25 protein-coding genes are annotated in these 25,125 nt (G+C 64.2%); 15 read left to right on the top strand and 10 right to left on the bottom strand.

The window, feature by feature from the left end; genetic code table 11:
• Positions 1-41 precede the first annotated feature (41 nt).
• Positions 42-485: an RNA polymerase-binding protein DksA gene (gene dksA, locus KCX70_RS17320; RefSeq protein WP_021205864.1), complete on the bottom strand. Its 444-nt coding sequence runs from the start codon at positions 483-485 to the stop codon at positions 42-44.
• Between the two features lie 193 nt (positions 486-678).
• On the opposite strand from dksA, the gene KCX70_RS17315 reads away from it, so the two are divergent.
• On the top strand, positions 679-1,851 hold the full coding sequence (locus KCX70_RS17315; protein WP_212618267.1) for a pyridoxal phosphate-dependent aminotransferase: 1,173 nt from the start codon (positions 679-681) through the stop codon (positions 1,849-1,851).
• Positions 1,851-2,558 carry a DNA/RNA nuclease SfsA gene (gene sfsA, locus KCX70_RS17310; RefSeq protein ID WP_212618266.1) on the top strand — a complete coding sequence of 236 codons (708 nt, stop codon included), beginning with the start codon at positions 1,851-1,853 and terminating at the stop codon, positions 2,556-2,558. The genes KCX70_RS17315 and sfsA overlap by 1 nt, the downstream gene beginning before the upstream one ends.
• Before the next feature lie 69 nt (positions 2,559-2,627).
• Here the strand turns inward: sfsA and KCX70_RS17305 are convergent, their stop codons facing one another.
• The 7 genes from KCX70_RS17305 to KCX70_RS17275 all read right to left on the bottom strand — a co-directional run bounded on the left by KCX70_RS17305 (position 2,628) and on the right by KCX70_RS17275 (position 10,031).
• Positions 2,628-3,947, bottom strand: a complete 1,320-nt coding sequence (locus tag KCX70_RS17305; protein ID WP_212618265.1) for a PQQ-dependent sugar dehydrogenase — start codon at positions 3,945-3,947, stop codon at positions 2,628-2,630.
• Between the two features lie 43 nt (positions 3,948-3,990).
• Complete coding sequence (locus KCX70_RS17300; RefSeq protein ID WP_021205868.1) at positions 3,991-4,506, bottom strand: MgtC/SapB family protein; 516 nt, start codon at positions 4,504-4,506, stop codon at positions 3,991-3,993.
• Positions 4,507-4,567: 61 nt separating this feature from the next.
• Positions 4,568-5,590 carry a DUF5924 family protein gene (locus tag KCX70_RS17295; RefSeq protein ID WP_212618264.1) on the bottom strand — a complete coding sequence of 341 codons (1,023 nt, stop codon included), beginning with the start codon at positions 5,588-5,590 and terminating at the stop codon, positions 4,568-4,570.
• Positions 5,591-5,863: 273 nt separating this feature from the next.
• Positions 5,864-6,346 carry a DUF2726 domain-containing protein gene (locus KCX70_RS17290; RefSeq protein WP_212620374.1) on the bottom strand — a complete coding sequence of 161 codons (483 nt, stop codon included), beginning with the start codon at positions 6,344-6,346 and terminating at the stop codon, positions 5,864-5,866.
• Positions 6,347-6,808: 462 nt separating this feature from the next.
• Positions 6,809-7,408: a TIGR00730 family Rossman fold protein gene (locus KCX70_RS17285; protein ID WP_212618263.1), complete on the bottom strand. Its 600-nt coding sequence runs from the start codon at positions 7,406-7,408 to the stop codon at positions 6,809-6,811.
• A gap of 581 nt (positions 7,409-7,989) precedes the next feature.
• Complete coding sequence (locus KCX70_RS17280) at positions 7,990-8,640, bottom strand: response regulator (RefSeq protein WP_021205872.1); 651 nt, start codon at positions 8,638-8,640, stop codon at positions 7,990-7,992.
• Entirely contained in the window at positions 8,637-10,031 is a 1,395-nt protein-coding gene (locus KCX70_RS17275; protein ID WP_212618262.1) for a sensor histidine kinase, read from the bottom strand. The genes KCX70_RS17280 and KCX70_RS17275 overlap by 4 nt, the downstream gene beginning before the upstream one ends.
• A 653-nt stretch (positions 10,032-10,684) precedes the next feature.
• On the opposite strand from KCX70_RS17275, the gene KCX70_RS17270 reads away from it, so the two are divergent.
• The 10 genes from KCX70_RS17270 (at position 10,685) to KCX70_RS17225 (ending at position 19,993) form a co-directional block, all read left to right on the top strand.
• Positions 10,685-11,410 (top strand): methyl-accepting chemotaxis protein, encoded by a 726-nt coding sequence (locus KCX70_RS17270; RefSeq protein ID WP_249121746.1) that lies wholly within the window; start codon positions 10,685-10,687, stop codon positions 11,408-11,410.
• A gap of 30 nt (positions 11,411-11,440) precedes the next feature.
• Complete coding sequence (locus tag KCX70_RS17265; protein WP_021205875.1) at positions 11,441-11,806, top strand: response regulator; 366 nt, start codon at positions 11,441-11,443, stop codon at positions 11,804-11,806.
• Between the two features lies 1 nt (position 11,807).
• Entirely contained in the window at positions 11,808-12,131 is a 324-nt protein-coding gene (locus KCX70_RS17260; protein WP_212618260.1) for an STAS domain-containing protein, read from the top strand.
• Positions 12,132-12,143: 12 nt separating this feature from the next.
• Positions 12,144-14,372, top strand: a complete 2,229-nt coding sequence (locus KCX70_RS17255; RefSeq protein WP_212618259.1) for a chemotaxis protein CheA — start codon at positions 12,144-12,146, stop codon at positions 14,370-14,372.
• Between the two features lie 12 nt (positions 14,373-14,384).
• A complete protein-coding gene (locus KCX70_RS17250) occupies positions 14,385-16,031 on the top strand; it encodes a methyl-accepting chemotaxis protein (RefSeq protein ID WP_212618258.1) in 1,647 nt (548 codons plus the stop codon).
• Between the two features lie 10 nt (positions 16,032-16,041).
• Positions 16,042-16,557 carry a chemotaxis protein CheW gene (locus tag KCX70_RS17245; RefSeq protein ID WP_212618257.1) on the top strand — a complete coding sequence of 172 codons (516 nt, stop codon included), beginning with the start codon at positions 16,042-16,044 and terminating at the stop codon, positions 16,555-16,557.
• A 2-nt stretch (positions 16,558-16,559) separates the two neighbouring features.
• The gene (locus tag KCX70_RS17240; protein WP_212618256.1) at positions 16,560-17,366 is read left to right on the top strand and encodes a CheR family methyltransferase; all 807 of its coding nucleotides are present in this window, start codon (positions 16,560-16,562) and stop codon (positions 17,364-17,366) included.
• The gene (locus KCX70_RS17235; RefSeq protein WP_212618255.1) at positions 17,363-17,842 is read left to right on the top strand and encodes a chemotaxis protein CheD; all 480 of its coding nucleotides are present in this window, start codon (positions 17,363-17,365) and stop codon (positions 17,840-17,842) included. The genes KCX70_RS17240 and KCX70_RS17235 overlap by 4 nt, the downstream gene beginning before the upstream one ends.
• Entirely contained in the window at positions 17,839-18,903 is a 1,065-nt protein-coding gene (locus tag KCX70_RS17230) for a protein-glutamate methylesterase/protein-glutamine glutaminase (RefSeq protein WP_212618254.1), read from the top strand. Before KCX70_RS17235 ends, KCX70_RS17230 begins: the two co-directional genes overlap by 4 nt.
• Before the next feature lie 178 nt (positions 18,904-19,081).
• A complete protein-coding gene (locus KCX70_RS17225; RefSeq protein ID WP_212618253.1) occupies positions 19,082-19,993 on the top strand; it encodes an SDR family oxidoreductase in 912 nt (303 codons plus the stop codon).
• 50 nt (positions 19,994-20,043) lie between these two features.
• Here KCX70_RS17225 and dauA read toward each other — a convergent pair whose 3' ends face one another.
• Positions 20,044-21,780 (bottom strand): C4-dicarboxylic acid transporter DauA, encoded by a 1,737-nt coding sequence (gene dauA / locus KCX70_RS17220; protein ID WP_212618252.1) that lies wholly within the window; start codon positions 21,778-21,780, stop codon positions 20,044-20,046.
• Positions 21,781-21,973: 193 nt separating this feature from the next.
• Here dauA and KCX70_RS17215 point away from each other — a divergent pair, with 193 nt between their 5' ends.
• Together KCX70_RS17215 and mqo are read left to right on the top strand one after the other, a co-directional pair.
• Positions 21,974-22,261, top strand: coding sequence for a PA4642 family protein (locus KCX70_RS17215; protein ID WP_021205885.1), 288 nt, complete (start codon positions 21,974-21,976; stop codon positions 22,259-22,261).
• Positions 22,262-22,595: 334 nt separating this feature from the next.
• Entirely contained in the window at positions 22,596-24,086 is a 1,491-nt protein-coding gene (gene mqo / locus KCX70_RS17210; RefSeq protein ID WP_249121658.1) for a malate dehydrogenase (quinone), read from the top strand.
• A 53-nt stretch (positions 24,087-24,139) separates the two neighbouring features.
• On the opposite strand, the gene KCX70_RS17205 is transcribed toward mqo, so the two are convergent.
• Positions 24,140-24,346, bottom strand: a complete 207-nt coding sequence (locus KCX70_RS17205) for a hypothetical protein (RefSeq protein WP_102853629.1) — start codon at positions 24,344-24,346, stop codon at positions 24,140-24,142.
• A gap of 163 nt (positions 24,347-24,509) precedes the next feature.
• On the opposite strand from KCX70_RS17205, the gene KCX70_RS17200 reads away from it, so the two are divergent.
• Entirely contained in the window at positions 24,510-25,094 is a 585-nt protein-coding gene (locus KCX70_RS17200) for a YajG family lipoprotein (RefSeq protein ID WP_212618250.1), read from the top strand.
• The last annotated feature ends 31 nt before the right edge of the window (positions 25,095-25,125 follow it).

Raw genomic sequence — 25,125 nt, 5'->3', positions numbered from 1 at the left:
AGGCAGAAATGAAGCGGGGCGCCGTAGCGCCCCGTTCGGGATCAGGAACCGATCTGCTTTTCCTTGATCTCCGCCAGCGTCTTGCAATCGATGCACAGCGTGGCGGTGGGGCGGGCTTCCAGGCGACGGATGCCGATTTCGACGCCGCAGGAATCACACCAGCCGTATTCGTTGTCCTCGATCAGCTGCAGCGTTTCGTCAATCTTCTTGATCAGCTTGCGTTCACGATCGCGAGCACGCAGTTCCAGGCTGAATTCTTCTTCCTGGCTGGCGCGGTCGGCTGGATCCGGGAAGTTGGCCGCTTCGTCCTGCATGTGGTGCACAGTGCGATCGACTTCTTCCATCAACTCCTGTTTCCACTTGTTGAGGATGCCGGTGAAATGAGCGCGCATATTGTCGCTCATGTACTCCTCACCCTTGGACTCCTTGTAGGGTACGAAGGCGCGAATCAATTGGTTGCTGGGTGTCGTTTTGGTAATGGGCATGGATGAACGCCTCTCGCTATGTCCATTGCGCAGGATAGTGAAATCCCTCTGCCGGCCCGTGCCGGCCCTGCGGCTGCAAGCGGGCGAACTTACCAGATCGTATCGGGGTGCGCTACTCCCGAATATCACGGTGGCTGCGGTGTCAGGGGGACCTTCGGTAGAATTCACGTTTTGTACTCTTCAGGAAGGTCAGATGACCTCGTCATATAGCGCGCGTAGCCGTGCAATCGAACCCTTTCACGTCATGGCGCTGCTGGCCCGAGCCAATGAATTGCAGGCGCTGGGGCGTGACGTGATTCACCTGGAAATCGGTGAGCCGGACTTCACCACCGCCGAACCCATAGTCGCGGCCGGACAGGCTGCTCTCGCTGCCGGTCATACTCGCTACACCGCCGCCCGAGGGCTGCCACAGCTGCGCGAGGCGATCGCCGGTTTCTACGCCGAGCGCTATCAACTGTCTATTGACCCCGAGCGCGTGCTGATTACTCCCGGCGGATCCGGCGCTTTGCTGCTTGCCAGCAGCCTGCTGGTCGACCCGGGCAAACATTGGCTGCTGGCCGATCCCGGCTACCCCTGCAATCGGCACTTCCTGCGCTTGATCGAAGGCGCCGCACAGTTGGTGCCGGTGGGTCCCGACGTCCGCTATCAACTGACCCCCGATCTGATCGAGCGCTACTGGGATCAGGACAGCGTCGGCGCGCTGGTCGCCTCGCCGGCCAATCCGACCGGCACCTTGCTCGATCGCGACGAGCTGGGCGGCCTCTCCTCGGCGCTGAAGGCGCGGGGTGGGCATCTGGTCGTCGACGAGATCTACCATGGCCTCACCTATGGCACCGATGCCGCGAGCGTGCTGGAGGTGGACGACTCGGCCTTCGTGCTGAACAGTTTCTCCAAGTACTTCGGCATGACCGGCTGGCGGCTGGGCTGGCTGGTGGCGCCGCCAGCGGCTGTTCCAGAGCTGGAAAAGCTGGCGCAGAACCTTTACATCAGTGCACCGACCATGGCCCAGCACGCCGCACTGGCCTGTTTCCAACCCGGCACCATCGAAATTCTCGAGGCGCGTCGGGCCGAGTTCGCCAGGCGGCGCGACTACCTGCTGCCCGCGTTGCGCGAGCTGGGGTTCGGCATCGCCGTCGAGCCGCAGGGGGCCTTCTACCTGTACGCGGACATCTCGGCGTTCGGCGGCGACGCCTATGGGTTCTGCCAGCACATGCTCGAAACCGAGTTCGTGGCGATCACGCCGGGGCTCGATTTCGGTCGTCACCAGGCCGGACATCACGTGCGCTTCGCCTATACGCAGGATCTGTCGCGTCTGCAGCAGGCGGTCGAGCGCATCGCTCGCGGTCTGCTGAGCTGGCAAGCCTGATGCGCTTCACTACTGCTCTGGAACAGGGCCGGCTAGTGCGGCGCTATAAGCGCTTTCTCGCGGACATCGTTACCGATGAAGGCGAACACCTATGCATTCACTGCCCCAATACCGGTTCGATGCTCAATTGCATGGGCGAAGGCGCGCGCGTCTGGTTCCAGCGCAACAGCGATCCCAAGCGCAAGCTGCCCGGCACCTGGGAGCTGGTGGAGACGCCTCAGGGGCGCCTGGCCTGTGTCAACACCGCCCGAGCCAACCGGTTGGTCGAAGAGGCGCTGCTGGCGGGTGTGATTGGCGAGCTGGCCGGCTTCACCGCGCTCAAGCGCGAGGTGGCCTATGGCGTCGAGAACAGCCGTGTGGATTTCCGTCTGGATTATCCGGCGGGGCCTGCGTACGTCGAGGTCAAGAGCGTCACCCTCGGCTTCGGCGATACCGCCGTTGCGGCCTTTCCCGATGCAGTGACCACTCGTGGCGCACGCCACCTGCGCGAGCTGGCAGCGCTGGCGCGCGAGGGTATACGCGCCGTGCAGCTGTATTGCGTGAACCTGACCGGGATCGAGGCGGTCCGTCCGGCGAGCGAGATCGATCCTTTGTACGCCGATGCGCTACGTGAGGCGGTGGCAGCGGGCGTAGAGGTGCTGGCTTATGGCGTCGAGCTTTCTGAGCAAGAGATACGTCTGGCCCACCGGCTGCCGGTGGTCCTCTGAGGGCGTGATGAATACGCAGACCAAGGCTCCATGGAGCGCTGTCCTCCGCACGGGGCCAGGTCACCGTTCTCATTCATTCGCCGGAGTCACCCGCCAGATCACGCCGCCGACATCATCGGCCACCAGCACGGCGCCGGTCTTGTCCACCGCGACGCCAACGGGGCGGCCCATGGCCTGCTCCTGTTCATCGAGGAAGCCGGTCAGGACGTCTTCTGCAGCACCGTCCGGCTGGCCGTCCTTGAACGGCACGAACACCACCTTGTAGCCGCTGCGCGGCTTGCGGTTCCAGGAGCCGTGCTGGCCGACGAAGGCGCCGTGGCGGTAGCGTTCAGGCAATGACGAGCCCTCATAAAAGGCCAGCCCCAGTGAGGCGGTGTGCGCACCGAGGGCGTAGTCAGGCACCAAGGCCCTGGCAACCAGCTCAGGTCGCTGCGGTTCGACCCGCGTGTCGAGGTGCTGCCCGTAGTAGCTGTACGGCCAGCCGTAGAAGCCGCCGCGTTGCACCGAGGTCATGTAGTCGGGCACCAGGTCGCTGCCGATCTCGTCGCGCTCGTTGACCGTGGTCCAGAGTGCACCGCTGTCGGGCTGCCAGGCCAGCCCGTTGGGATTGCGCAGGCCGGAAGCGAACAGACGCAGCGTCTTGCTCAACGGATCGACTTCGAGGATCGCCGCACGGTTCTCCTCTACCGCCATGCCGTTCTCTGCGACGTTGCTGTTGGAGCCACTGGTGACGTAAAGGCGCGAGCCGCCCGGGCTGGCGATGACGTTCTTGGTCCAGTGATGGTTGATGGGGCCGGCAGGCAGGTCGACGACCTTTTCACCGGTTGCTTCGATGCGCAGTGCGCCGTCGCGATAAGGAAAGCGGACCAGCGCATTGGTATTGGCCACATAGAACTGATCGGCGATCAGCGCCATGCCGAAGGGCGAGTGCAGGCCCTCGAGAAACTGGGTGCGTTTGTCAGGACTGCCGTCGCCGTTGGTGTCGCGCAGCAGCGTGATGCGGTCGGCGCTTTTGCCACCGGAACCGGCCCGGGCCATGAGCTTCTTCATGATCCAGCCACGAAGGCCGTGGCCGTCTTCGGGCTTGGCCGGCGCATCGGACTCGGCGACCAGCACGTCGCCGTTGGGTAGGACATACAGCCAACGCGGATGATCGAGATCACGGGCAAAGGCCTCCACGCGCAATCCCTCGGCCGCCTGCGGCTTGCGGCCCTCGGGCCATCCCGTGGCCTTGGCGATGTTGACGGTGGGGATCATCGAGCGGGTCGGTTCGGGCAGGACGGGGGCCGGTCCGTAGCCCGTCTCGACCGGCAGCGTCGCGGTGTCGCCACAACCGGCCAAGGCGAGCACGACGGCAAGGGACGCGACATGATGTGGCTGGCAGTGCATAGCGACTCCTGATGAGGGCGGTGATGGCCTGACGAGCTGAAGTCTAGCTGGGGTCGCTGTCGCTTTCTTTGTGGGGCGAGGTTTTTGCCACGTGCCGCTCCAGGCGCGGCATCAGTTTCAATATCACGAATGCGAAACAGGTGGTGAGCACGGCGGTTGATTCATGTCCCAGGCCCGCGGCGATGCCGATGGCAGAAGTCAGCCAGATGCCCGCTGCCGTGGTGAGCCCTTTGACGTCCTGAAGGGAGTCGCCCTTGAGTATGGTGCCGGCGCCGAGAAAGCCGATGCCGGTGATGATGCCCTGCATGACGCGGGAGATGTCTTCGATCTTCATCCCCGCTTCCAGCGGCACTAGAACGAAGAGCGCGGCGCCGAGCGAGACCAGCATGTGGGTACGCAGCCCCGCAGCCTTGCCCTTGTACTCGCGTTCGTACCCCAGGGCGCCGCCCAGCAGCGCCGCGATCAGCAGGCGTAGCGAAATGCGGATCGCGTGTTCCAGGTCAGGCAGGTCGGAAAACTCCGAGGCGACCGTACGGCTCAGGATCTCCCACCATTCCATGCATCCTCCGACCTTTGCTGAATGGGCTTTGGCTGTATGAGTGCCGCTGGGCTTCAGCGGTTCAGTCGACGACCTCGAAGCGCAGCATGCCGATCATCTGCCCAGCCTCGGTGACCACCCGCACGCGCCATTTGCCGGCGGCCCGCTCGGGAAAGTTGCGTTTGTGCGTCCAGGCGCGATAGCCCGCATCGCGGCCGCCGCTGATCTCCAGCGGAATCCGGTCGACCTGCCTGCCGTTGTATATCCACTCATGGTAGATGCGCTCCTTCAGGCCCCGTGGCGCGTTGATCGCGGTGTAGGCGTAGAGGCCGTTGCCTCGCAGCTCTTGCAGTGTCAGCTGCCGGAGACGATCGCCCGGTTGCCGCGACGCATTGTCGAAGCTGCGCGTGACCGCGACATCGGTCAGCCAGAGCGTCGCCGGCGGGACCCAGGTGCGCCCCACCCAGCCGGCCAGACCGACCGCCGCGGCGAGCGCCAGCATGCCGAGGATGCTTTTCCAGTTCCATGTTGCGAACAGCCCGCTGAGGCTCGGCAGAGCCAGTACCACGGCGATACCCAGAGCCCAGAGGTAGCTCTGTGGCGTCGAGAGGTGAAAGATGATCGGCAGCGCCGTCAGCAGGACGGCGAACAGGGTCAGGGCATGGAACGCCAGGTAGACCCAGCGTCGTGGCGCCAGCCATTTGTAGTACAGCGGATCGACCAGCGAGACCAGCGCGGCGATACTGAGCATCACGGTGAATACCGACTGGCCGCTGTTCCAGGTCGTCGTGATGAAAAAGAACGGGATGATGAAAAACAGGCTTTCCTGATGGACCATCTGCGTCACGTAGCGCAGCAGGGGCGGTGGCACTTTCCAACCGAAACGACGCTCCAGGCCGCGGCGCAGGCTGGTTTCGAGCATCAACCAGAGCCAGCTGACCAGCATCAGCGCGGCAATCACCTTGGCCAGCCCGGCCTGGCGCTCCACCAGCACGAAGCTGGCCAGGCCCGAGCAGAAGCCGAACAGGGCGACGGTGCCGGGATAACGGCCGATAAGTTTCGAGATCAGCTGGATCAGGGCCGTCAGGCGGGTTTTCAACGACATGTCATGCTCATGATTGTTGGGTGTCTCCGAACAGAACGCTTGTGGAGGTCGTCAGTCAGGCCGTTCGCCGGAACCTGAGCACGTGAATCGTCTTGCCAGTCCGCTTCGAATCGCTCGCCGGATCGGCGAACGCTTGGATGTCGGCCCGGACCGAAGAAGCACATTGCCCGGCCAGCACCGACTGGCGCAGGCCGGCATTCTGCAAGAGCGGGGTGGCATCCGAGTCGGGCGTCGCACCGCACATTCCGCACACTCGGTTGCTGCTCGGTAAGCCTAGCCTGCCGTGGTCAACGCTCGGTCGATGGCACTACGAAGGCTGTCATAGCCCCGAGCCGTATCCGGTGACAGACGGACCAGCGGTAGGCCTATCGTCTGGCACAGCTCCTCGACGAAGGCGTTGGCCTCGCTGGGCGGCTCCATTTCGATGGCGCACCGCGGCTCGAGGCTTTGCCGGTCGCATAGCAGAAAGTCGAACCGTGCCGCCGAGATGCGATTGACGGCCCGATACCAGGGCGCACGACGCGGAACCGCGGTGACCTCCACGACGTCCGCCATACGCACCTTACCGAAGATGACGAAGCGCTCGCCCATCGCCTGCTGCAGCAGCGCCAGCAGCTCCCGTTCACTGGGTTGAAAGAACGGCTGCCTCAGCGCATAGGGCATGCGCAGGGCTGGATGGTCGTACTGGCGCTGCTTGATGAAAAAAACCAGCGCGAAACAGACGAAGGCCACCAGTACCAGCGCCAGGAAACCCATCATCGGATCGGCTCCGGCTCGATGAGCAGGTGCTGTGTAGTAAAGGACCGGGACGGCATAGCAGGCTCCATGGATCGGGCGTAACGAATTGGAGGCGCAGGCGCGAGCGAAGTTCGTCCGTCTGCACCGCGGTGTGCTGGGCAGCTGCTGACTTATCCCGAATATCTGTTAAGCGTTCTGTGGATAAGCTAGGGGTGAACGGCCAAGCGCGTTGCAACGCGCGGCTTTCAGGCGTGTGGTCGCTTTTTGATCAATCCGTCGCGATGGGGCTTATGGGCGCTCGGAATACAGCATCTAACGAGATGACGCGCTATTTTTCTTTGTTTTTTGCGCCGGGGAAAGCTCTAGAAGGCAGTTATCCCCGATTACTGTGGAGCGTGTTGTGGATAACACTGGTGAAACCAGGCGCAGCCCATATGCGGTGGGGCTTGCGCCGGGCTGCGCGTTTTTTGTACAGCGCGATCAGCTGGATGCCGGCACCGCTGCGCGCTTGCTCCAACGTGTGTCGGCGTTAGGTTGCCAGTCGTTGAGCAATTGCAGCAGCGCCTCGGGCGACTCGCTGCGCTGCAACATGCCTCGATGCGGTGCCTTGACGAAGCCCTCTTCGACGAGGTGGTCGAGGAAATGACTGAGCTTGCTGTAGAACTGGTTCGTGTCGAGCAGGCCAAGCGGCTTGCGGTGATAGCCCAACTGGCCCCAGGTCCAGACTTCGAACAGCTCCTCCAGCGTACCGAGGCCGCCCGGAAGGGCAATGAAGGCATCCGACAGCTCGGCCATGCGCGCCTTGCGGGCATGCATGCCATCGACCACCTCCAATCGGGTCAGGCCAGGGTGGCCGACTTCGGCATCCTTGAGGCTTTGCGGAATGATGCCGACGACCTCGCCGCCGGCGGCCATGGCGGCATCGGCCACCACACCCATCAAGCCGACGGCGCCGCCACCGTAGACCAGCCTGATGTGATTGCGGGCCAGCGTCTGGCCGAGGGCCTCAGCCGCCTGGCTGTAGGCCGGGTTGTGACCGGTACTGGCGCCGCAGAACACGCATATCGAACGCAGGGACATCATCGACTCCGTCAGTTGAACGGCTGGCAGCGTAACGCCGGCGTCCCCAACGGCCAAGTATCAACCGGGCTCGCCGATGCAAGCGCCACTGATCCCCAGGGCGTAATTGGCGAACAGGGTCTGGATCATCTCTAGGCTAGGCATTTGGGGCAGCTCCTTGACGGTTGAAACAAGCCTAGTCGCTCCTTGATGTCCCTGCCTCGTAGCTTTTGCTCATCGCCTCGATAGCGCATGAAACTTATCCCCGAAGGCTGTGCAAGCTTCTGTGGATAACCTATTCGTGGTTTCTTCGAGCAGGCATGAACCCTGGCGTTGCAAGCACTGATCAATAACTGATCAATTGGCCCATCGCCTTTGTAAGTGTTTGTACAGCGGCTTTTTTTTCTTGACAGCGGTGCGTCGATCAGGGGCCGGAGCAAGCGCCGAAGTTGTCCAGTATTGCTGTGGGGCGCTCTGTGGATAAAGTGGGGAAACGAGGCGCCAGGCCGCTGCCCGCCTGGCTTGTAGAGGATCGGTTGAAAAATGATCAGTCCACCCGGGCGAAGCGCGGCTTGGCCCACGACGGCGGGCGCGCAGGTTTCTCAGTCTTCCTCGCTGACCAGGCCTTTGCGCAAGGCGTAGAGCACCAGCGACGGTACGTCACGTAAGTTGAGACGGTCCATGATTTGCGCCCGGTGCGCATCCACCGTCTTCACGCTCAGGCCTAACCCGTTGGCAATGTCACGTGTCGAAACGCCACGCACGATCAACCGCAGGATCTCCAACTGCCGTGGCGTCAGTGATGGTGCAGCGGGCTGCGTGCGCTGACCCCCTTCGATCACCGCCGACTGGATCACCGTCTGGGCGATACCCGGGCTCAGGTACGACTCGTTGCGCGACAGCGCTCCGAGCGCCAGCTCCAGTTCCTGCGCGGCGGCGTCCTTGAGCAGATAGCCGCTGGCACCCAGGCGCAGGGCCTGCAGGACATAATCGGCCGTGGTGTGCATCGACAGGATCAGAATCTGAACGCTGGGAAATTCGGCGCGCCACTGGCGCAAGGCGTCCAGGCCGCTCATGTGTTTCATACTGATGTCCAGCAGCAGGATATCCGGCTTGAGCCGGGTCAGAATTCCGTGAACTTCGCTACCGTCGGCCCCTTCGGCCACCACTTCGTATCCCGGCTGGTCCTGTACCAGCGCCCGTAGGCCTGCCCTGACCAGTCCATGATCGTCGATCAGTGCTACCCGTTTCATGCGTGTACTCCGTTATGCGGGGATGGGTTGCGAGCAGGTGGGTCCGCTATCGGCAGACGCACTGTCACCCGGGTGCCGATCCCGCTGAGGCTTGCTATATCGAGTTCCCCGCTCAACGCGGCGACGCGTTCCTCCATGCTGGTCAGCCCCAGGCTTTGAGCGCGCGCGCGCGCTGCTTCACAGTCGAAGCCTACGCCATCGTCGGCCACTTCGACGCGCAAGGCATTGTCAGTGCGGTGAATGCATACGTCCACGCGGCTGGCGCGGGCATGACGGGCGACGTTGTTCACCGCCTCCTGAACGATACGGAACGCAACCAGCGCGATATCGGGAGAAAGGTCGACCGTTTCGCCGTCGAACTTAAGCGACCAGCGGGTGTGTGCGGCTTCGAGAAACCGCGACAGGTGCCAATGCACCGCCGCTTGTAGTCCCAGTGTTTCGAGTTGCAGCGGATGCAGGGCGAGCGACAGGCTGCGAACCTTGTCAAGCGCGTCGTCGGCGGCATCGCTCAGTTGCTTGGTCAGCGCAGCCAGCGCCGGTTCATGTGCCAGCGAGCCGGTCAGGCGCTGCAGATGCAGCTTGAGGCCTGTGAGCTGCTGGCCGATATCGTCGTGCAGGTCGCGCGCGAGTTGGCGGCGCTGAATTTCCTGGACTTCCATCAGCCGCTGCGACAGATGCTGCAGACGCTGATTAGCCTGCTCCAGGTCCACCCGCATTCGCTCCGATTCGCTGATGTCGCGCAGCAGGAGCAGGACGTCATGGTGCCCGTCGTTTTCCAGCAACAGCTCGCACACCTCGGCCTGGAACGGGCTGCCATCCGAGCGCAGCAGGGAGACATGGCGAAAGCACACCGGATCGATCACGCCGCACTGCAGGCGGCTAAGCCGCTCGGCTTCGAGCACGCGCTGATGCGGTGCGATGTAGCGGTCCAGTTCGCCGGCTGCGGGCGATGCCTGGGGCGAAGCGTTGAACAGGTGCTCAGCCGCGGCGTTGCAGTAGCGGATCCGCCCGTTGCGGATGATCACAACGCCGTCTGGAAGGTTGGCGACCATCCGTTCATAGATGCGTGGTGCGTAGCTGCCGCTCTGGTCGAGTTGCGGCGTCTGGATGCTCTGCGTTGGGCGCCTGTCGGCGAATCCCCACCGTGGTGCAGCGCTCTGCTCGTCCAGCACCGAGCGGGCGATGGCACGGCCGGCCAACCACATGAGTGCGGTCGAGAGCAGCAAGAAGGTCAGCAGCCACCAGGGGCTCGCGGCCGGCAGCAGCGCGCCGAACCAGATTCCACCCAGCACGACGAGCCCCGCATGCAACGCGGCCATGGACCAGGGCATCCAGCGCAATAGCTGGCGGGATCGGTCCGGGCGATCGATGTCTGAAACACGCTCCGTCATCTACGAATCGTTACCTGAGGTCGAGGGGTGCCACTGCTTGAGGCATCCCAGGGGTAGCTGTTTCTGCGCGAGCGCTCTATCCAGCCTAGTTCGCCTATCGCGCCGTGACCGTGCAGCCCGATGGGTGACGCGGGGCGGACGTTCCCGGCTCGGCAGCGAAGACGAAAACTTTAGGGCTTCTACACCCTAGGACACCCTAGGACACCCTAGGGCCGCCTAGGGTTTTGCCTGATACCGCGATCCATGCCTGCTCTCTATCGTGCCGGCCATTCGACTCTGCGCCTCGAGGCCACGCCGTGTTTGCCTACCCTGCACTTTGGATTGGAATCGCCACCGGGCTCGCCGGTCTGGCCCTGGGCTCGCCCTGGATCGCCGGTGCGGGCAGCGCCGTCTGCGTCGCCAGCGCCGTGTTCCTCAAGCCGCGCGCCGCGCGTGGGCTGGCCAGCCCCGAGCCGGTGGCTGCGCCGCCAGCTGCCGCCCCAGCGGTCGAACCGCTGCTCAATGCCGTGTTGCCGACCTGGGACAAGAACCTCGGGCAGGTGCGCGACATCCAGCAAAACAGCGTGCGTCAGTTGTTCGAGCACTTCGCCGGGCTGTCGGATCGTCTCGGCCAGACGCTGAGCAATTCCGACAGCGTGCTCGGTGGCGATGGCATGGCCAGCAGCTTGCGGCAGGCCCAGAACCGCTTGAACGAAGTGACGTCGGCGTTTCACGCCGCCAGCGGTCGCAAGGCCGAGCTGCTGGGCACCATCTCCGACCTCAACAGCTACGCCAGCGAACTGCAGTCCATGGCCAAGCACGTCCAGGACATTGCCAGCCAGACCAACCTGCTCGCACTCAATGCCGCTATCGAAGCGGCCCGTGCCGGCGACTACGGCCGTGGTTTCTCGGTGGTCGCTGACGAGGTGCGCAAGCTGTCCACCCTGTCAGCCGAGACCGGCCAGCGGATGGGCAACAAGGTCAGCGAGATCAACCAGGCGATCCGCGCCACCGTGACCGCCGCCGACGAGCTGACCACCAGCGAGCGCGACAACCTCAGCTACCTCGACAGCGTCGCCGGTGACGTCATGCAGGGCCTGGGGCAGAGCCTCAACGAGCTTTCGGTCACCTCGCTGCAGCTGCAGCAGGAGACCCGCGTCACCCGCGCGACCATCGAGGAGATCGTCGTTCACCTGCAGTTCCAGGACCGCACCGACCAGATGCTCGATCACCTGCAACACGACATGCAGCGGCTCGACCAGGCCGTGCGTGCCGGCGACGACCGGGTGAACGACCCGCAGCGTTGGCTGCGCGAGCTGCACCAGCACTTCACCACTGACGAGGAGCGTCACGGCAAGGCCCGCAGCAAGAGCTCCGGCGACGACGTGACCTTTTTCTGATTCAACACTCGATTCAACCAGGAGCAACACATGGCCAAGACCATTCTCATCGTCGACGACTCGCTCTCCATGCGTCAGTTGGTGAAGATGACCCTCACCGGTGCGGGCCACCAGGTGATCGAAGCCGTCGATGGCAAGGACGCGCTGACCAAGCTCAACGGGCAGAAGATCAATCTGATCATCAGCGACGTGAACATGCCCAACCTCGATGGCATCGGCCTGGTCAAGGCGGTCAAGGCCAACGCGGCCTACCGCTTCACGCCCATCGTCATGCTCACCACCGAAAGCGAGCAGGGCAAGAAGGCCGAAGGCCAGGCCGCGGGCGCCAAGGCCTGGATCGTCAAGCCGTTCCAGCCGCAGCAATTGCTGACCGCTGTCGACAAGCTGGTCGGCTGACATGCTCGAAATCAACTACGACCGCAGCGTTGAGCCAGCCCGGCTTCGCCTGTCCGGCAGCCTGACCATCTACGAGGTGGGCGAGGCGCACACGACCTTGCTCGGCATGCTGGGCAAGACCGATGCGAGCCCCTGTCTGCTCGATCTCGAAGCGCTGGAAGAACTCGACACCGCCGGGGCGCAGCTGTTGCTCGCGACCCAGCGTCATTTCGAGGCCGCTGGCGGCAGCTTGAAGGTGCAGGGCCCGGCCGCCGGGGTGACCGAGGTGCTCGAGCTGTTGCGCCTGGAAACCCTGTACCCCGATGTCCTACTGGCCCATCGCTGAAAGGAAACCGTGATGCTTGATGGCGAACAATGGAGCCAGCTGTTGCTGAGCTTCGTCGACGAGGCCCGCGACCTGGCCAAGCAGGCTGAAGAGTACCTGCTGCAGCTCGACGAGTGCCCGACCGACGACGAGGCGATCAACGGGCTGTTCCGTGCGATGCACACGCTCAAAGGCTCGGCGGGGCTGTTTTCGCTCGCGCCGCTGGTGGGCTTCACCCATCACCTGGAAAACCTGCTGATGGCGGTGCGTGACGGCGCCCAGAGCCTGTCGCCGGCACTGATCTCGCTGATGCTGCGCTGCCTGGACGAGATCAGCGCGATGATCGAGCTGATCGACACCGACAAGGGCGAGCTGTTGGTCGACGACAGCCGCCAGCAGCCGCTGCTGGCCGAGCTGGCCACTTGCACGGGGGCCGCGCCCCAGCCACAGCAGATTCCAGTGGTCATGCTGCCCGAGGACAGTTGCTGCAGCCGTGGACGCCTGGAGCGTTGCAGCACATGCGACGCCGATGGCGCCTGGCATATTTCGCTGCGCTTTCACCCCGATCTGCTGCGCAACGGTTTCGAACCCAGTTCGTTCGTGCGCTTTCTGAGTCGCCTGGGCGACATCCTGCATCTGCAGACGGTCACCGAGTCACTGCCGCCGCTGGCCGAGCTGCAGCCGGAGAGCTGTTACCTCGGCCTGGAAATCGCGCTGTGCACGCCGGCCGGCAAGGCCGAGATCGAGGAAGTCTTCGAGTTCATCGAGGACTTCTGCACCCTGCGTATCCTGCCGCCGACCAGCGAGCTGGACGACTACCTGCAGTTGATCCACGACCTGCCCGAGGACGATGCACAGATCGGCCGAATCCTGGTTGCCAGTGGTCTGCTGACCGAGCGCGAACTCGAAGAAGGCCTGGCCCTGCAGGCTGCCGAAACGGTCGAGGTCAAGCCGCCGCTGGGCACCGTGCTGGTCAACGAGGGCATCGTTGCGCCGCAGGTGGTCAACGCCGCCCTGGCCAAGCAGCAGGTGGCGCGTGAGAAGCGCAGCCAGGAAAGCAGCCAGATCCGCGTAGCGGCCAACAAGCTGGACGAGCTGATCAATCTGGTCGGCGAGCTGGTCATCAGTGCCGCCGGCGCGCAGCTGCGTGCCCGCTCGCATGGCGATGCCAGCTGCATCGAGAGCAGCCAGACGGTCAACCAGCACGTCGAGCTGATCCGCGAGGCGGCGTTGAAGCTGCGCATGATCGAAATCGGCGACACCTTCAATCGCTTCCAGCGCGTGGTGCGCGACGTCAGCCAGCAGCTGGGCAAGGATATTCGCCTGGAGATCCGTGGCGCCGACACCGAACTCGACAAGGCGGTCATCGACAAGCTGGCCGACCCGCTGACGCACCTGGTGCGCAACGCCATCGACCACGGTATCGAGTCGGCCGACGGCCGTATCGCTGCCGGCAAAACGGTCGAGGGCCATTTGCGCCTGGATGCCTATCACGAGTCGGGGATGATCGTGATCGAAGTCGCCGACGACGGGCGCGGCCTCAACACCGCGCGAATCCGGGAAAAGGCCATCGCCCGCGGGTTGATCGATGCCCAGGCGAATCTGCCCGAGGCCGATATCCAGGCACTCATATTTGCCGCCGGGTTCTCCACCGCCGAGAGCGTTTCCGACCTGTCCGGCCGCGGCGTCGGGCTGGATGTGGTGCGCAGCGCCATCGATGCCTCGCGCGGCACCATCGAGATCGATTCAAAAGAGGGGCAGGGCTGCACCTTCCGCATCCGCTTGCCGCTGACGCTGGCGATCATCGACGGGTTCCTCGTCAGCCTCGGCGACGACTACTTCGTGATCCCGCTGGACATGGTGACCGAGTGCCTGGAGATGGATACCGAGCAGCTGAGCGCCGGCGCCTACGGCTACCTCAATCTGCGCGGCAAGCCGTTGCCCTGCCTGTCGCTGGCCGCGCACTTCAACCTGCCGGAAAGCCAAGGCAAACGGCGCAACATCATTGTCGTCAGCCAGGGCCGGCAGCAGGCCGGGCTGATCGTCGATCACCTTCACGGTGAACTGCAAACCGTCATCAAGCCGCTCGGGCAGCTGTTCCAGCACCTGCAAGGCATTGGTGGCTCCACCATCCTGGGAACCGGGCAGGTCGCCCTGATCCTGGATATTCCCAGTCTGTTCCGTTACCTGCAAAACCACGTCGACGCGAATCCTGCTGCCCAGCGCATCAGCCCATCCCGCCAGGACCTCGCAGGCCAGTAAGGAGAAACACCCATGAACATGTTCGGTAACTTCAAGATAGGCGCGCGCCTGATCGCCGGCTTCCTGATAGTGGTGGCGCTCACCGTCGCCGTGGGGCTGCTGGGCATTCGCAACCTCGAGCAGGTCAACGAGCTGTCAGACCAGATGTACGACCGCGAGATGATGTCACTGAACAACATCCAGTCGGCCAACGTGCAGCTGATCTATGTTGGCCGTGGCCTGCGCTCGAGCCTGCTGGCCACCAGTCTGGAAGAGCGCGATTTCGCCATTCGCCAGACCCGTGATGCGATCAGGAAGATGTACGAGTACATCGAGCTGACGCGCTCGAGCTTCGTGACCCCCGAGGGCATCGCCCAGTTCGAAGGGGTCAGCGAGCCGATGGCCGCCTATGTGCAAATCGTCGAGCAGGTGCTAAAGCTGCGCGAGGCGACCAGCGAGGTGCGTCCGGCCGACGAGCTGACCGGGATGCTGCCGAAACTGCGTGAGACCGGAAACAAGGCCGACGATCTGCTGACCGCCTTGGTCGAGCGCAAGGTCGTCAACGCCAAGCAAGCCAACGAGCAGATCACTGGCATCTACCTGGGTTCGCGGACCCAGATGATCGGCCTGGTGATCATCGCTGCCGTGCTAGGCTTCGGCATCGGCATCCTGGTCACCCGCAGCATCACCCGGCCGCTCAACCGTGCGGTGTCGGTAGCCGACTCGCTCGCTGCCGGCGACCTAGGCATTCAGGTCGAGGTCGACAGCAAGGACGAAACCGGCCAGCTGCTCAACGCGATGAAGAACATGACCGAGCGTCTACGCAGTGTCATGGGCGACGTACGCAGTGCCGCCGATTCCTTGTCGTCGGCGTCCGAGGAAGTCAGTGCCACCTCGCAATCGCTGAGCCAGGCGGCCAGCGAGCAGGCGGCAGGCGTCGAGCAGACCACCGCGTCGGTCGAGCAGATGTCCGCCTCGATCGCGCAGAACACCGAAAGCGCGAAGATCACCGACAGCATTGCCGGCAAGGCGGCCAACGATGCCGTGGCTGGCGGCCGTGCGGTGCGTGACATGGTCGTGGCCATGAAGCAGATCGCCGACAAGATCGGCATCATCGACGACATCGCCTACCAGACCAACCTGCTGGCGCTCAACGCCGCCATCGAGGCCGCGCGTGCCGGTGATCATGGCAAGGGCTTCGCGGTCGTGGCCGCCGAAGTGCGCAAGCTCGCCGAGCGCAGCCAGGTGGCCGCGCAGGAGATCGGCGGCGTGGCCGGCAGCAGCGTGGAGCTGGCCGAGCAGGCCGGTCGCCTGCTCGACGACATCGTGCCAAACATTCAGAAAACTTCGGACCTGGTGCAGGAAATCACCGCCGCTTCGCAAGAGCAGAGCACCGGTGCCGGGCAGATCAACATCGCCATGGGCCAGATGAACCAGATCACCCAGCAGAACGCCTCGGCGTCCGAGGAGCTGGCGGCCACCTCCGAAGAGATGAACGCCCAGGCCTCGCAGCTGCTGGAACTGATCAGCTTCTTCCGGCTCGATGCGCGCGATGTCGCGGCTCAGGGCCTCGGTCGCCAGCCAGCCGCTCCCAGCGCCAAGCCCAGCAATCGCTCGGTGCGCAGCATCCGCAAGCCGTCCGTCATGGCCGACGACGGCCAGTTCGTCAGCTTCACCTAAGGGGGCGAAGATGAATCTTCCACAGGTAAGCGGTGCCGCCAGCACCGCGCCGGCTGACATCCAGCACCTGTCGTTCCGGGTGCGCCAGGCACGCTACGCGCTGCCCATCGAGCTGGTGCGCGAGATCATCGAGTACGGGCAGATCACCGGCGTGCCGATGATGCCGGCGTGCATCCACGGGGTGATCAACCTGCGCGGCAACGTCGTGCCGGTGCTGGACCTGGCGGCGCGCTTCGGCATGGAGCGCACGGTGCCGGGCAAGCGGACCTGCATCGTCATCATCGAGCTGGACCTGAATGATTCGCTGCAACGCATCGGCCTGGTGGTCGACGCGGTCGACGCGGTACTGGATATCCAGGGCGCCGATGTCGAGCCCGCGCCGGCGTTCGGCGCCGGGATCCGCACGGATTTCATTGCCGGCATGGCGCGTGACGAACGCGGCTTCACCATCATTCTGGACGTGCGCAAGGTATTGTCGCTGGACGACATCCTGCAGCTCAGCCAGGCGATGGCGCAGGCGAGCTGAGCATGCCGACGTCGAGCCTGCCGGTGCTGGGCGAGCAGGAGTTCCGCTTCCTGCAGCAACTGATGGTCGAGGCGTCGGGCATTCATCTGAGCGAGAGCAAGCGGCCGCTGGTGGCCGGTCGCCTAATGCGCCGGCTGCGCGCACTGAACCTGAGCAGCTACCGCGACTACCTGATGTTGCTCAGGGATCCGACCAAGCAGGCCGAGCAGCGGCTGGTAATCGACCTGCTGACCACCAACGAAACCTACTTCTTCCGCGAACCGCAGCATTTCCAGTTTCTCGCTCGCTGGCTGGAGGGCCGGCGCGAGCCGCTGCGCCTATGGAGCGCTGCCTGTTCGTCGGGCGAAGAGCCCTACACCCTCGCCATGGTGCTGGCCGAGCACGGGTCGGCGGACTGGTCGATCCTCGGCAGCGACCTCAGCCGCACGGTGTTGGAAAAGGCGCAGGCGGCAATCTATCCGATGGATGAATCGAGCAATTTCCCGTCCGGTTGGCTCAAGCGCCACTGCCTGCGGGGCATCGGTGATCACGAGGGCGCGTTTCGCCTCGGCCAGGGTTTGCGCGAACGGGTGCGCTTTCGCGAGCTCAATCTGATGCGGCCGTTGCCTGATGATGTCGGCAGCCACGACGTCATCTTCCTGCGCAATGTGCTGATCTATTTCAGTGCCGAGGACAAACGCGCCATCGTGGCCCGCCTGATCGAACGGCTGCGCGCGGGCGGCTTGTTGTTCATCGGCCATGCGGAAAGCCTGCATGGCTTTGGGCTGCCACTGCGCAGCGTGGCGCCCTCGGTCTTTCAGCGCCTATGAACGCGCCCCGTTTTCTCCTGCCCGGCCAATACCTGTTCGGCCAGCATCCCGAGCCGGTGGTGACGCTGCTCGGCTCGTGCGTGGCCGTCGTCCTGTGGCATCCGCGCCGTCAGCTGCTTGCCGTGAGCCATTTCGTGGTGCCTGGCGGCGCCTTTGCACAGGACGACACGCGCTGTGGCGAGGCGGTGTTCGCTCGCCTGCAAGAGGATATGGTCCGCCACCGCACGGCGCCTGCTGACTATCGCAAAGGCATCTACGGCGGCGGCACCTGCCTGCAGCCTGGCCGGTCAGGCAGTTTGCAGATCGGATTGAAAAACATCGCCTTTGCCCGCGAGCAGTTCGCTCGGCTCGGCTGGCGTGTCGATGACCAACAACTTGGCGGCCTGGGCTATCGACGCCTGACGCTCGACGGCCGCGACGGGCGCCTGGCGTGCCAGGCATTCGCTGCGGCCACCCTGCTGGAGGGCACCGCATGATCAAGGTGTTTATCGTCGATGACTCGGCGCTGGTGCGTCAGGTGCTGTCGGCCTGTCTGGAAAACCACCCGAACATCGAGGTGATCGGGCAAGCCGCCGATCCGCTGTTCGCGCTGGAAAAGATGCAGCGCAACTGGCCCGATGTGTTGGTGCTCGACGTCGAGATGCCGCGCATGGACGGCATCACCTTTCTGCGTAAGTTGATGGCCGAGCGCCCGACGCCGACGATCATCTGTTCGACGTTGACCGAGGCGGGCGCGGCCATCACTCTTGAAGCCTTTGCCGCAGGCGCCGTGGGCGTGTTCACCAAGGCGCGGCTCGGCCTGAAAGACAGCCTGTTGCAGCTTTCCAGCGACCTCATCAGGCAGATCCAGCAGGCGGCCGCGACCCGTCCACGGGTGACCGTCGCACGAAGCACGCCGGCCGCGTCCCCCGCGTCCCCCGCGCGCCCGGCGGAGCCGGCTGCCAGCGCCCTGACCACCACCGACCGTGTCGTCGCGCTGGGCACATCGACCGGCGGCACCCAGGCGCTGGAGCTGGTGCTCAAGCAGCTGCGCGTGGATTCGCCGGGCATCGTCATCGTCCAGCACATGCCGGAGAAATTCACCGCCGCCTTCGCCCAGCGGCTCGACAGCCTCTGCCAGATCGAAGTGCGCGAGGCCCGCCATCTGGATCGGGTGCGCTCCGGACTGGCGCTGGTAGCGCCGGGCGGCAAGCACATGCAGCTCAAACGCAGTGGCGCGCAGTACTTCGTCGAGGTGCTCGACGGACCACCGGTCAACCGGCACCGGCCGTCAGTGGACGTGCTGTTCCGCTCCGTCGCCCGTCATGCCGGACATAACGCCCTGGGTGTGATCATGACCGGCATGGGTGACGACGGCGCCCGCGGCCTGCTGGCCATGCGTGAGGCCGGTGCGCGTACGGTGGCTCAGGACGAGGCCAGCTGCGTGGTGTTCGGCATGCCGAAGGAAGCCCTTCAGATTGGCGCGGCGCAGTGCACCGAGTCGCTGGAGCACCTGCCGCGGCTGATCACCGACTACGCCCGCGCGGTGCTGGGCTGATCACCGGCGAGCCGAGGGCCGCTTCGGCGCGTGCCTCGGCGTCCGACTCGACATCATCCTGCAGCCTTATGCCGGGGCATTCATTCGTGGCGGTTTGATTGTGAGTGAGGGTGGCCTGGCCGACACTCGCCCAATCGCGTGCAATGCATCCAATCAAAAAACCGCTGGAGGATATCCGATGAGTGAAGCCATCCGCTTCGAAGACAAAGTGGTAATCGTGACCGGCGCCGGTGGTGGTCTCGGTCGCGCCCATGCGCTGCTGTTCGCCCGGCACGGAGCGAAAGTGGTGGTCAACGATCTCGGCGGTAGCGCTCAGGGCGAAGGTGCCAACAGCTCGGCAGCCGATCGCGTGGTGGAGGAGATTCGTCAGGCTGGCGGCACTGCGGTCGCCAACCACGACTCGGTGACCGATGGCGACAAAATCGTCCAGCACGCACTCGATGCCTTCGGTCGTGTCGACGTGGTGGTCAACAACGCCGGCATCCTGCGCGACAAGACCTTTCACAAGATGGAAGACGCCGACTGGGATCTGGTCTACCGGGTGCACGTCGAAGGTGCCTACAAGGTGACCCGCGCCGCCTGGCCGCATATGCGCGAACAGGGTTATGGTCGGGTGATCTTCACCGCATCCACCTCCGGTATCTACGGCAACTTCGGCCAGTCCAACTACGGCATGGCCAAGCTGGGCCTGTATGGCCTGACCCGCACCCTGGCGCTGGAAGGCCGCAAGAACAACATCCTGGTCAACGCCATTGCGCCCACCGGCGGCACGCGAATGACCGAAGGCCTCATCCCTCCGCAAGTCTTCGAACAGCTCAAGCCTGAACTGGTCAGCCCGCTGGTGGTGTACCTGGCCAGCGAGCAATGCCAGGAAACGTCCGGCCTGTTCGAAGTGGGCGGCGGTTGGATGGGCAAGGTGCGCTGGGAGCGCAGCCTGGGTGCGGGCTTCGATCCGAAGGCCGGTTTCGATGCCGAGGACGTCGCGGCCAACTGGCAGCAGATCTGCGATTTCGAGAATGCCGCGCATCCGGCCGACAACATGGAAGCGCTGAAGGAAATGATGGCCAACCTGCAAAAGCACGCCGGTTGAAGCCGCACTCGGGGCGCGAACGCCGCGCCTCCGTTGGCCAGTGGTTCGGGTCAGGCGGTCGCGCTGCTCGTGGCGGCATCGGCCGGCCACAGGCACAAGGCCTTGGTGCGCGCCTGGGCGAGATCGTGCACGTAATACAGCTGCCCTTCGAGTCGATGGATGCCGGCCCGGCGCAACTTGAGCCGGACCCTGGCACTGCTGCCGCTGAGAATCAGCGCAACGCCCAGCTTGCGGTAGTCGAGCAGGACGTTTTCCAGAGCCGCCAGAGCGGTCATGTCCATCATCGGCACCCCGCTGATATCGACAATCACGACCCGCACCTGCGGGTTGAAGCGCCGCAGCACGCCCAGCGCTTTCTCCGCCGCGCCGAAGAACAGCGGACCGCGAATGGCATAGGCGGCGACATGCTCGGGCAGATCCTCCAGCAGGCGATGCTGACGGCGGGACAGGGCGGTGGTGTCGGTCAATTCGCTCATGCGCTTGATGAACAGCCCGGCGGCCAGCAGCAGGCCCACCCCGACCGCCAGGACCATGTCGAACAGCACCGTCAGCACCAGGCAAGTCAGCAGCACCAGCACATCGCTGCGCGGCGCGATGCGCAGCGTTCTGATGACGTGCGGGGCTTCGCTCATGTTCCAGGCCACCATGATCAGCAGAGCCGCCAGCGCGGCCATCGGCAGGTAGCTGAACAAGGGCGCCAGCCAGAGAATCGCCACCAGCACGACGCCGGCGTGGATGATGGCGGCCAGGGGCGAGCTGGCACCGGCGCGCACGTTGGTGGCGCTGCGGGCAATGGCTGCGGTGGCGGTGATGCCGCCGAACAGCGGCGCGACCAGATTGCCGATGCCCTGACCGAGCAGTTCGGCGTTGGGATCGTGCTGGCTGCCGGTCATGCCGTCGGCGACCACCGCGCAGAGCAGCGATTCGATGGCGCCGAGCATGGCGATGGCGAACGCCGGCGCGAGCAACTGGTGAAACAGCTCGAAGTTCAGCGTCAGCGGCTGGCCGTCGGGGCCAGGCAGCAGCCAGGGCCAGGCGAAGTCGGGCAGCAACGGCGGAATGCCGGGGTGCGCCACGCCGTCGACGCTGTAGCTGAAACGTTCACCCAGCGTGGCCACGGGCAGGCCCGCCGTCTCCAGTGCCACCGCCGCCAGCGCGCCGACCACCAACGCGACCAGATGCCCCGGGACCTTCGGTACCAGACGCGGCCAGATAATCAGCACGGCCAGGCACAGCCCGGCGACCAGCGTATCGCCGGGCTGTATGGCAGGCAGCGCCCGGGCCAGCTGGCTCAGTTGGTCGAGATAGTGCTGTGGTTGTGTGGCGAAGGTGAGCCCGAACGCATCCTTGAGTTGCAGGGTCGCGATGACGATACCGATGCCGGCCGTAAAGCCCAGGGTGACCGGATAGGGCACGAAGGCGATCAGCTTGCCGGCGCGCAGCAGACCCAGCGCAATAAGGATCAGCCCGGCGAGCATGGTGCACAACAACAGGCCGCCGAGGCCGAACTGTTGAGTGATCGGCAGCAGGATCACCACGAACGCGGCGGTCGGCCCCGACACGTTGAAACGCGAGCCCCCGGTCAGCGCAATCAGCGGCGAGGCCATCAACACCGTATACAGACCATGTTGCGGCGCAACGCCCACGGCGATCGCCAGGGCCATGGCCAGCGGAATGGCGATGATGCCGACCGTCAGGCCTGCTACCAGGTCGCCGCGCAGTTCACGGCCTCCGTAGCCCGCCCGCAGGGTCTGGCGCCAGGCGGCGAACAACGGCGGAAGCTTCATTCCAGACACTCCTTGTGCGCAAAGCGCCAGTATAGGCTCGGCCTCGAAGTAGAAGCCTGTCCTGGCGCAATATCGAGGGCAAATCGAAGATTTTCGCGTACGACCTTGGTCGCAAGGCCTTCTGGCGCGTTGAGTGCGCTGGCCTCGCAGAGTAAACTGCCGCCCCCGTAAGGCCCGTCGGACCGGAGAAACCATGCGTAAAGACAAACAAAAGGTGATCGGTGAGGACATCAGCGATGACGCGATCAAGCTGTTTCTCGAGCCGGAGCCGGGCGATGACACGCCGCCATCGCTGCACAAGCTGATCAAGGCCTATCGCGGTTTGCGTGTGGATGATTTCGAGCGTTTTCTCCGGTTCTTTGTCGAAGCGGGATACGACCTGAACGCCAAGGATGCACAAGGGCGCGATTTCGTGGCGCTGGTGGTCGACCAGCGTCAGGCCGAGCCCTACATCGAACTGATCGAAGCCGCTCGCGGTTGAGTGCTTTGGCTTCGGCGAGGTAACTGCCGAGGCTGCGATACCCGTTGCAATGGCTGCACGTCCTCACGACCGGCAGCCACAATTGATTTTCTCGCTGCACCTGTCCCGTTGAGCCCAGGCCTGTCGCCCTGCTCCGGGAAGCCTCGGAGCGAGAGGGAGAAGGCCAAAAGCCGTTCTCCCGACAGCGGGCCGGCATCTTCGGGGCCGACCTTCGGGCACAAGCCCGAGCAGCGGTATAGAGACCCCTCCGTTTCTAGCCGCCTGGCTGGTGGTTCTACACGATCGCGTACTGCGGTCGTGACAGTTTAATGCTGTGATTCTGGAGAACGCGTTGATGACGCAACACGATAGCGAAGCCGTGGATTTGGTGCTGGTGGGAGCCGGTATCATGAGTGCGACTCTGGCCGTACTGCTCAAGGAGCTCGATCCCAACATCAAGCTGGAAATCGTCGAGTTGCAGGAGTCCGGGGCCGTCGAAAGCTCGAATCCCTGGAACAATGCCGGAACGGGTCACGCCGGGCTGTGCGAGTTGAACTACACCCCGGACAACAAAGACGGTCCGATCGATATCAAGAAAGCGGTGACGATCAACACCCAGTTCGAGGTCTCCAAACAATTCTGGGCCTACCTGACGGGACGCGAAGGCTTCGGCAGCCCTCGTGATTTCCTCAATGCCGTGCCGCATCTGAGCTTCGTGCGTGGCACGAAGAACATCGATTTCCTCAAGCGCCGCTTCGATGCCCTGATCAAGCATCACGCGTTCGAACAGATGGTCTACACCGAAGACCGTGCCACGATGGAAGAGTGGATGCCGCTGATGATGCCGGGTCGTCCCGCCGACGAGCCGATCGCAGCGACCCGCGCACTGAACGGTACCGACGTCAACTTCGGTGAACTGACCCGCCAGATGCTCGCTTATCTCGCCAGCAAGCCGGGCGTGAAGCTGTCGTACTTCCAGAAGGTCACCGGACTCGAGCGTCATGGCAAAGGCTGGCGCGTGGAGATCAAGAACACACGCGACGGCTCCAACCGCCAGCTCGACGCCGGCTTCGTCTTCCTTGGCGCCGGTGGCGCGGCATTGCCGCTGCTGCAGATGTCCAACATCGAGGAAGGCAAGGGCTACGGCGGTTTCCCGGTCAGCGGCCAGTGGCTGCGTTGCGACAACCCGGAGATCGTCAAGCAGCACCAGGCCAAGGTCTACAGCCTGGCTGCCGTGGGCGCACCGCCCATGTCCGTGCCGCATCTGGATACACGCGTCGTGGACGGCAAGAAATCGCTGCTGTTCGGGCCCTATGCCGGCTTCACCACCAAGTTCCTCAAGCATGGCTCGCCGCTTGACCTGCCGTTGTCGATCCGCCCGGGCAACCTCAAGCCGATGCTGGCCGTCGCGCGCGACAACATGGACCTGACCCGCTACCTGATCAAGGAAGTGCGGCAATCCATGGAAGATCGTCTGGAAACCTTGCGCGGCTTCTACCCCGAAGCCAAGGCCGAAGACTGGCGCCTGGAAGTCGCGGGTCAGCGCGTGCAGATCATCAAGAAGGACCCGAAGAAGGGCGGCATTCTGCAGTTCGGTACCGAATTGGTGTCGGCTCAGGACGGCTCGATTGCCGCGCTGCTCGGTGCTTCGCCGGGGGCTTCGGTTACCGTATCGATCATGCTCGACCTGATCGAGCGCTGCTTCCCTGAGCAGGCGAAAAGCGAGGCCTGGAGCCGCAAGCTGGGCGAGATCTTCCCGGCTCGCGAAAAAGTGCTGGAAACCGATGCCGCGGCTTACCGCGAGGTGACGGCTCTGGTGGACAAGCGCCTGGGGCTGGCGGACTAAGCCTGGCTCCTGGTGTCGAAAGCCGCGCCGCCCTCACGGGTCGCGCGGTTTTTTTATGCCGCGTTGGACGTGAGGTCGGGACGTGGCGCATGCGCCAGGGGCTGGCCGAGCATGCCAAGGCTTGCCTCGCCAATTTCCACCCAGCGTTCGCCATTTGGGCGTTCGGTGGCGGTGAGTAGCATGCGGCAGCGTTGCTGTTCGTCGAGCAGCGCGTAATGGCGTCGCACCGGCCGCGAAAAAAGCCTGGTCAGCAAGGACATGAGATAACTCCTGAGAACGTCGAGGCGTTATCCCACGCTGTGGTTACCGTTCGATGAAGGGAACGTTGTCGGTGCCGAACGGGTCTTTAGCGCGACTGCTGTCAGGCGCTTGCGGTGCTGGTTATACTGCGCGCCATTCATCCCTCATCTGGAGAAAAACAGCATGCTGAGACGCCTGTTGTTCAGCTTCGCCGCGGTGTCGGCACTGGCGCTGGCCGGTTGCGCCCACAGCCCCCAACAGCTCGATCCGACTCCGAAGATCACCGGCACGATCAACCCGGTCGGCCAGGGACAACCGGTATCGGTGCGGGTGGTCGATGGCCGTCCGTCCACGACGTTGGGCACCCGAGGCGGCCTGTATCCGGAAACCAGCGCGGTGATCGTGCCGAAGGAAAAGGTGGTGCCCAAGCTGCAGGCGCAGGCCGAAGCCGCGGTTCGCCTGCTTGGTTTCACCCCGTCGCCCAATGCCTACAACGCTCCGCAGTTGACCTTGACCCTGGCCGAGCTGAAGTACCAGTCGCCGAAGGAAGGGCTCTATGTCACCGAAGCGACCATCGGCGCGACGTTCCGTATCGAGGTGCAGAACGGCGGGCGGCGTTACACGGGACGCTACGGCGCGTCGCTGGACCAGCGGTTCGGCATGGCACCGAACGAGCAGACCAACACCAAACTGGTCAGCGAGGTATTGAGTGACGCGCTGAGCCGAGTGTTCCGCGACCAGAACATCGGTCAGGTGCTGGGCCAGTAATACACGACCTGCGCAACTGCTAGCTGCACAA

It is taken from the genome of Stutzerimonas stutzeri, from assembly GCF_018138085.1.
Lineage (GTDB): Bacteria > Pseudomonadota > Gammaproteobacteria > Pseudomonadales > Pseudomonadaceae > Stutzerimonas > Stutzerimonas stutzeri_AI.
The sequence above is the reverse complement of the archived record's forward strand: the minus strand, read 5'-3'. Positions and strand labels throughout refer to the sequence as shown.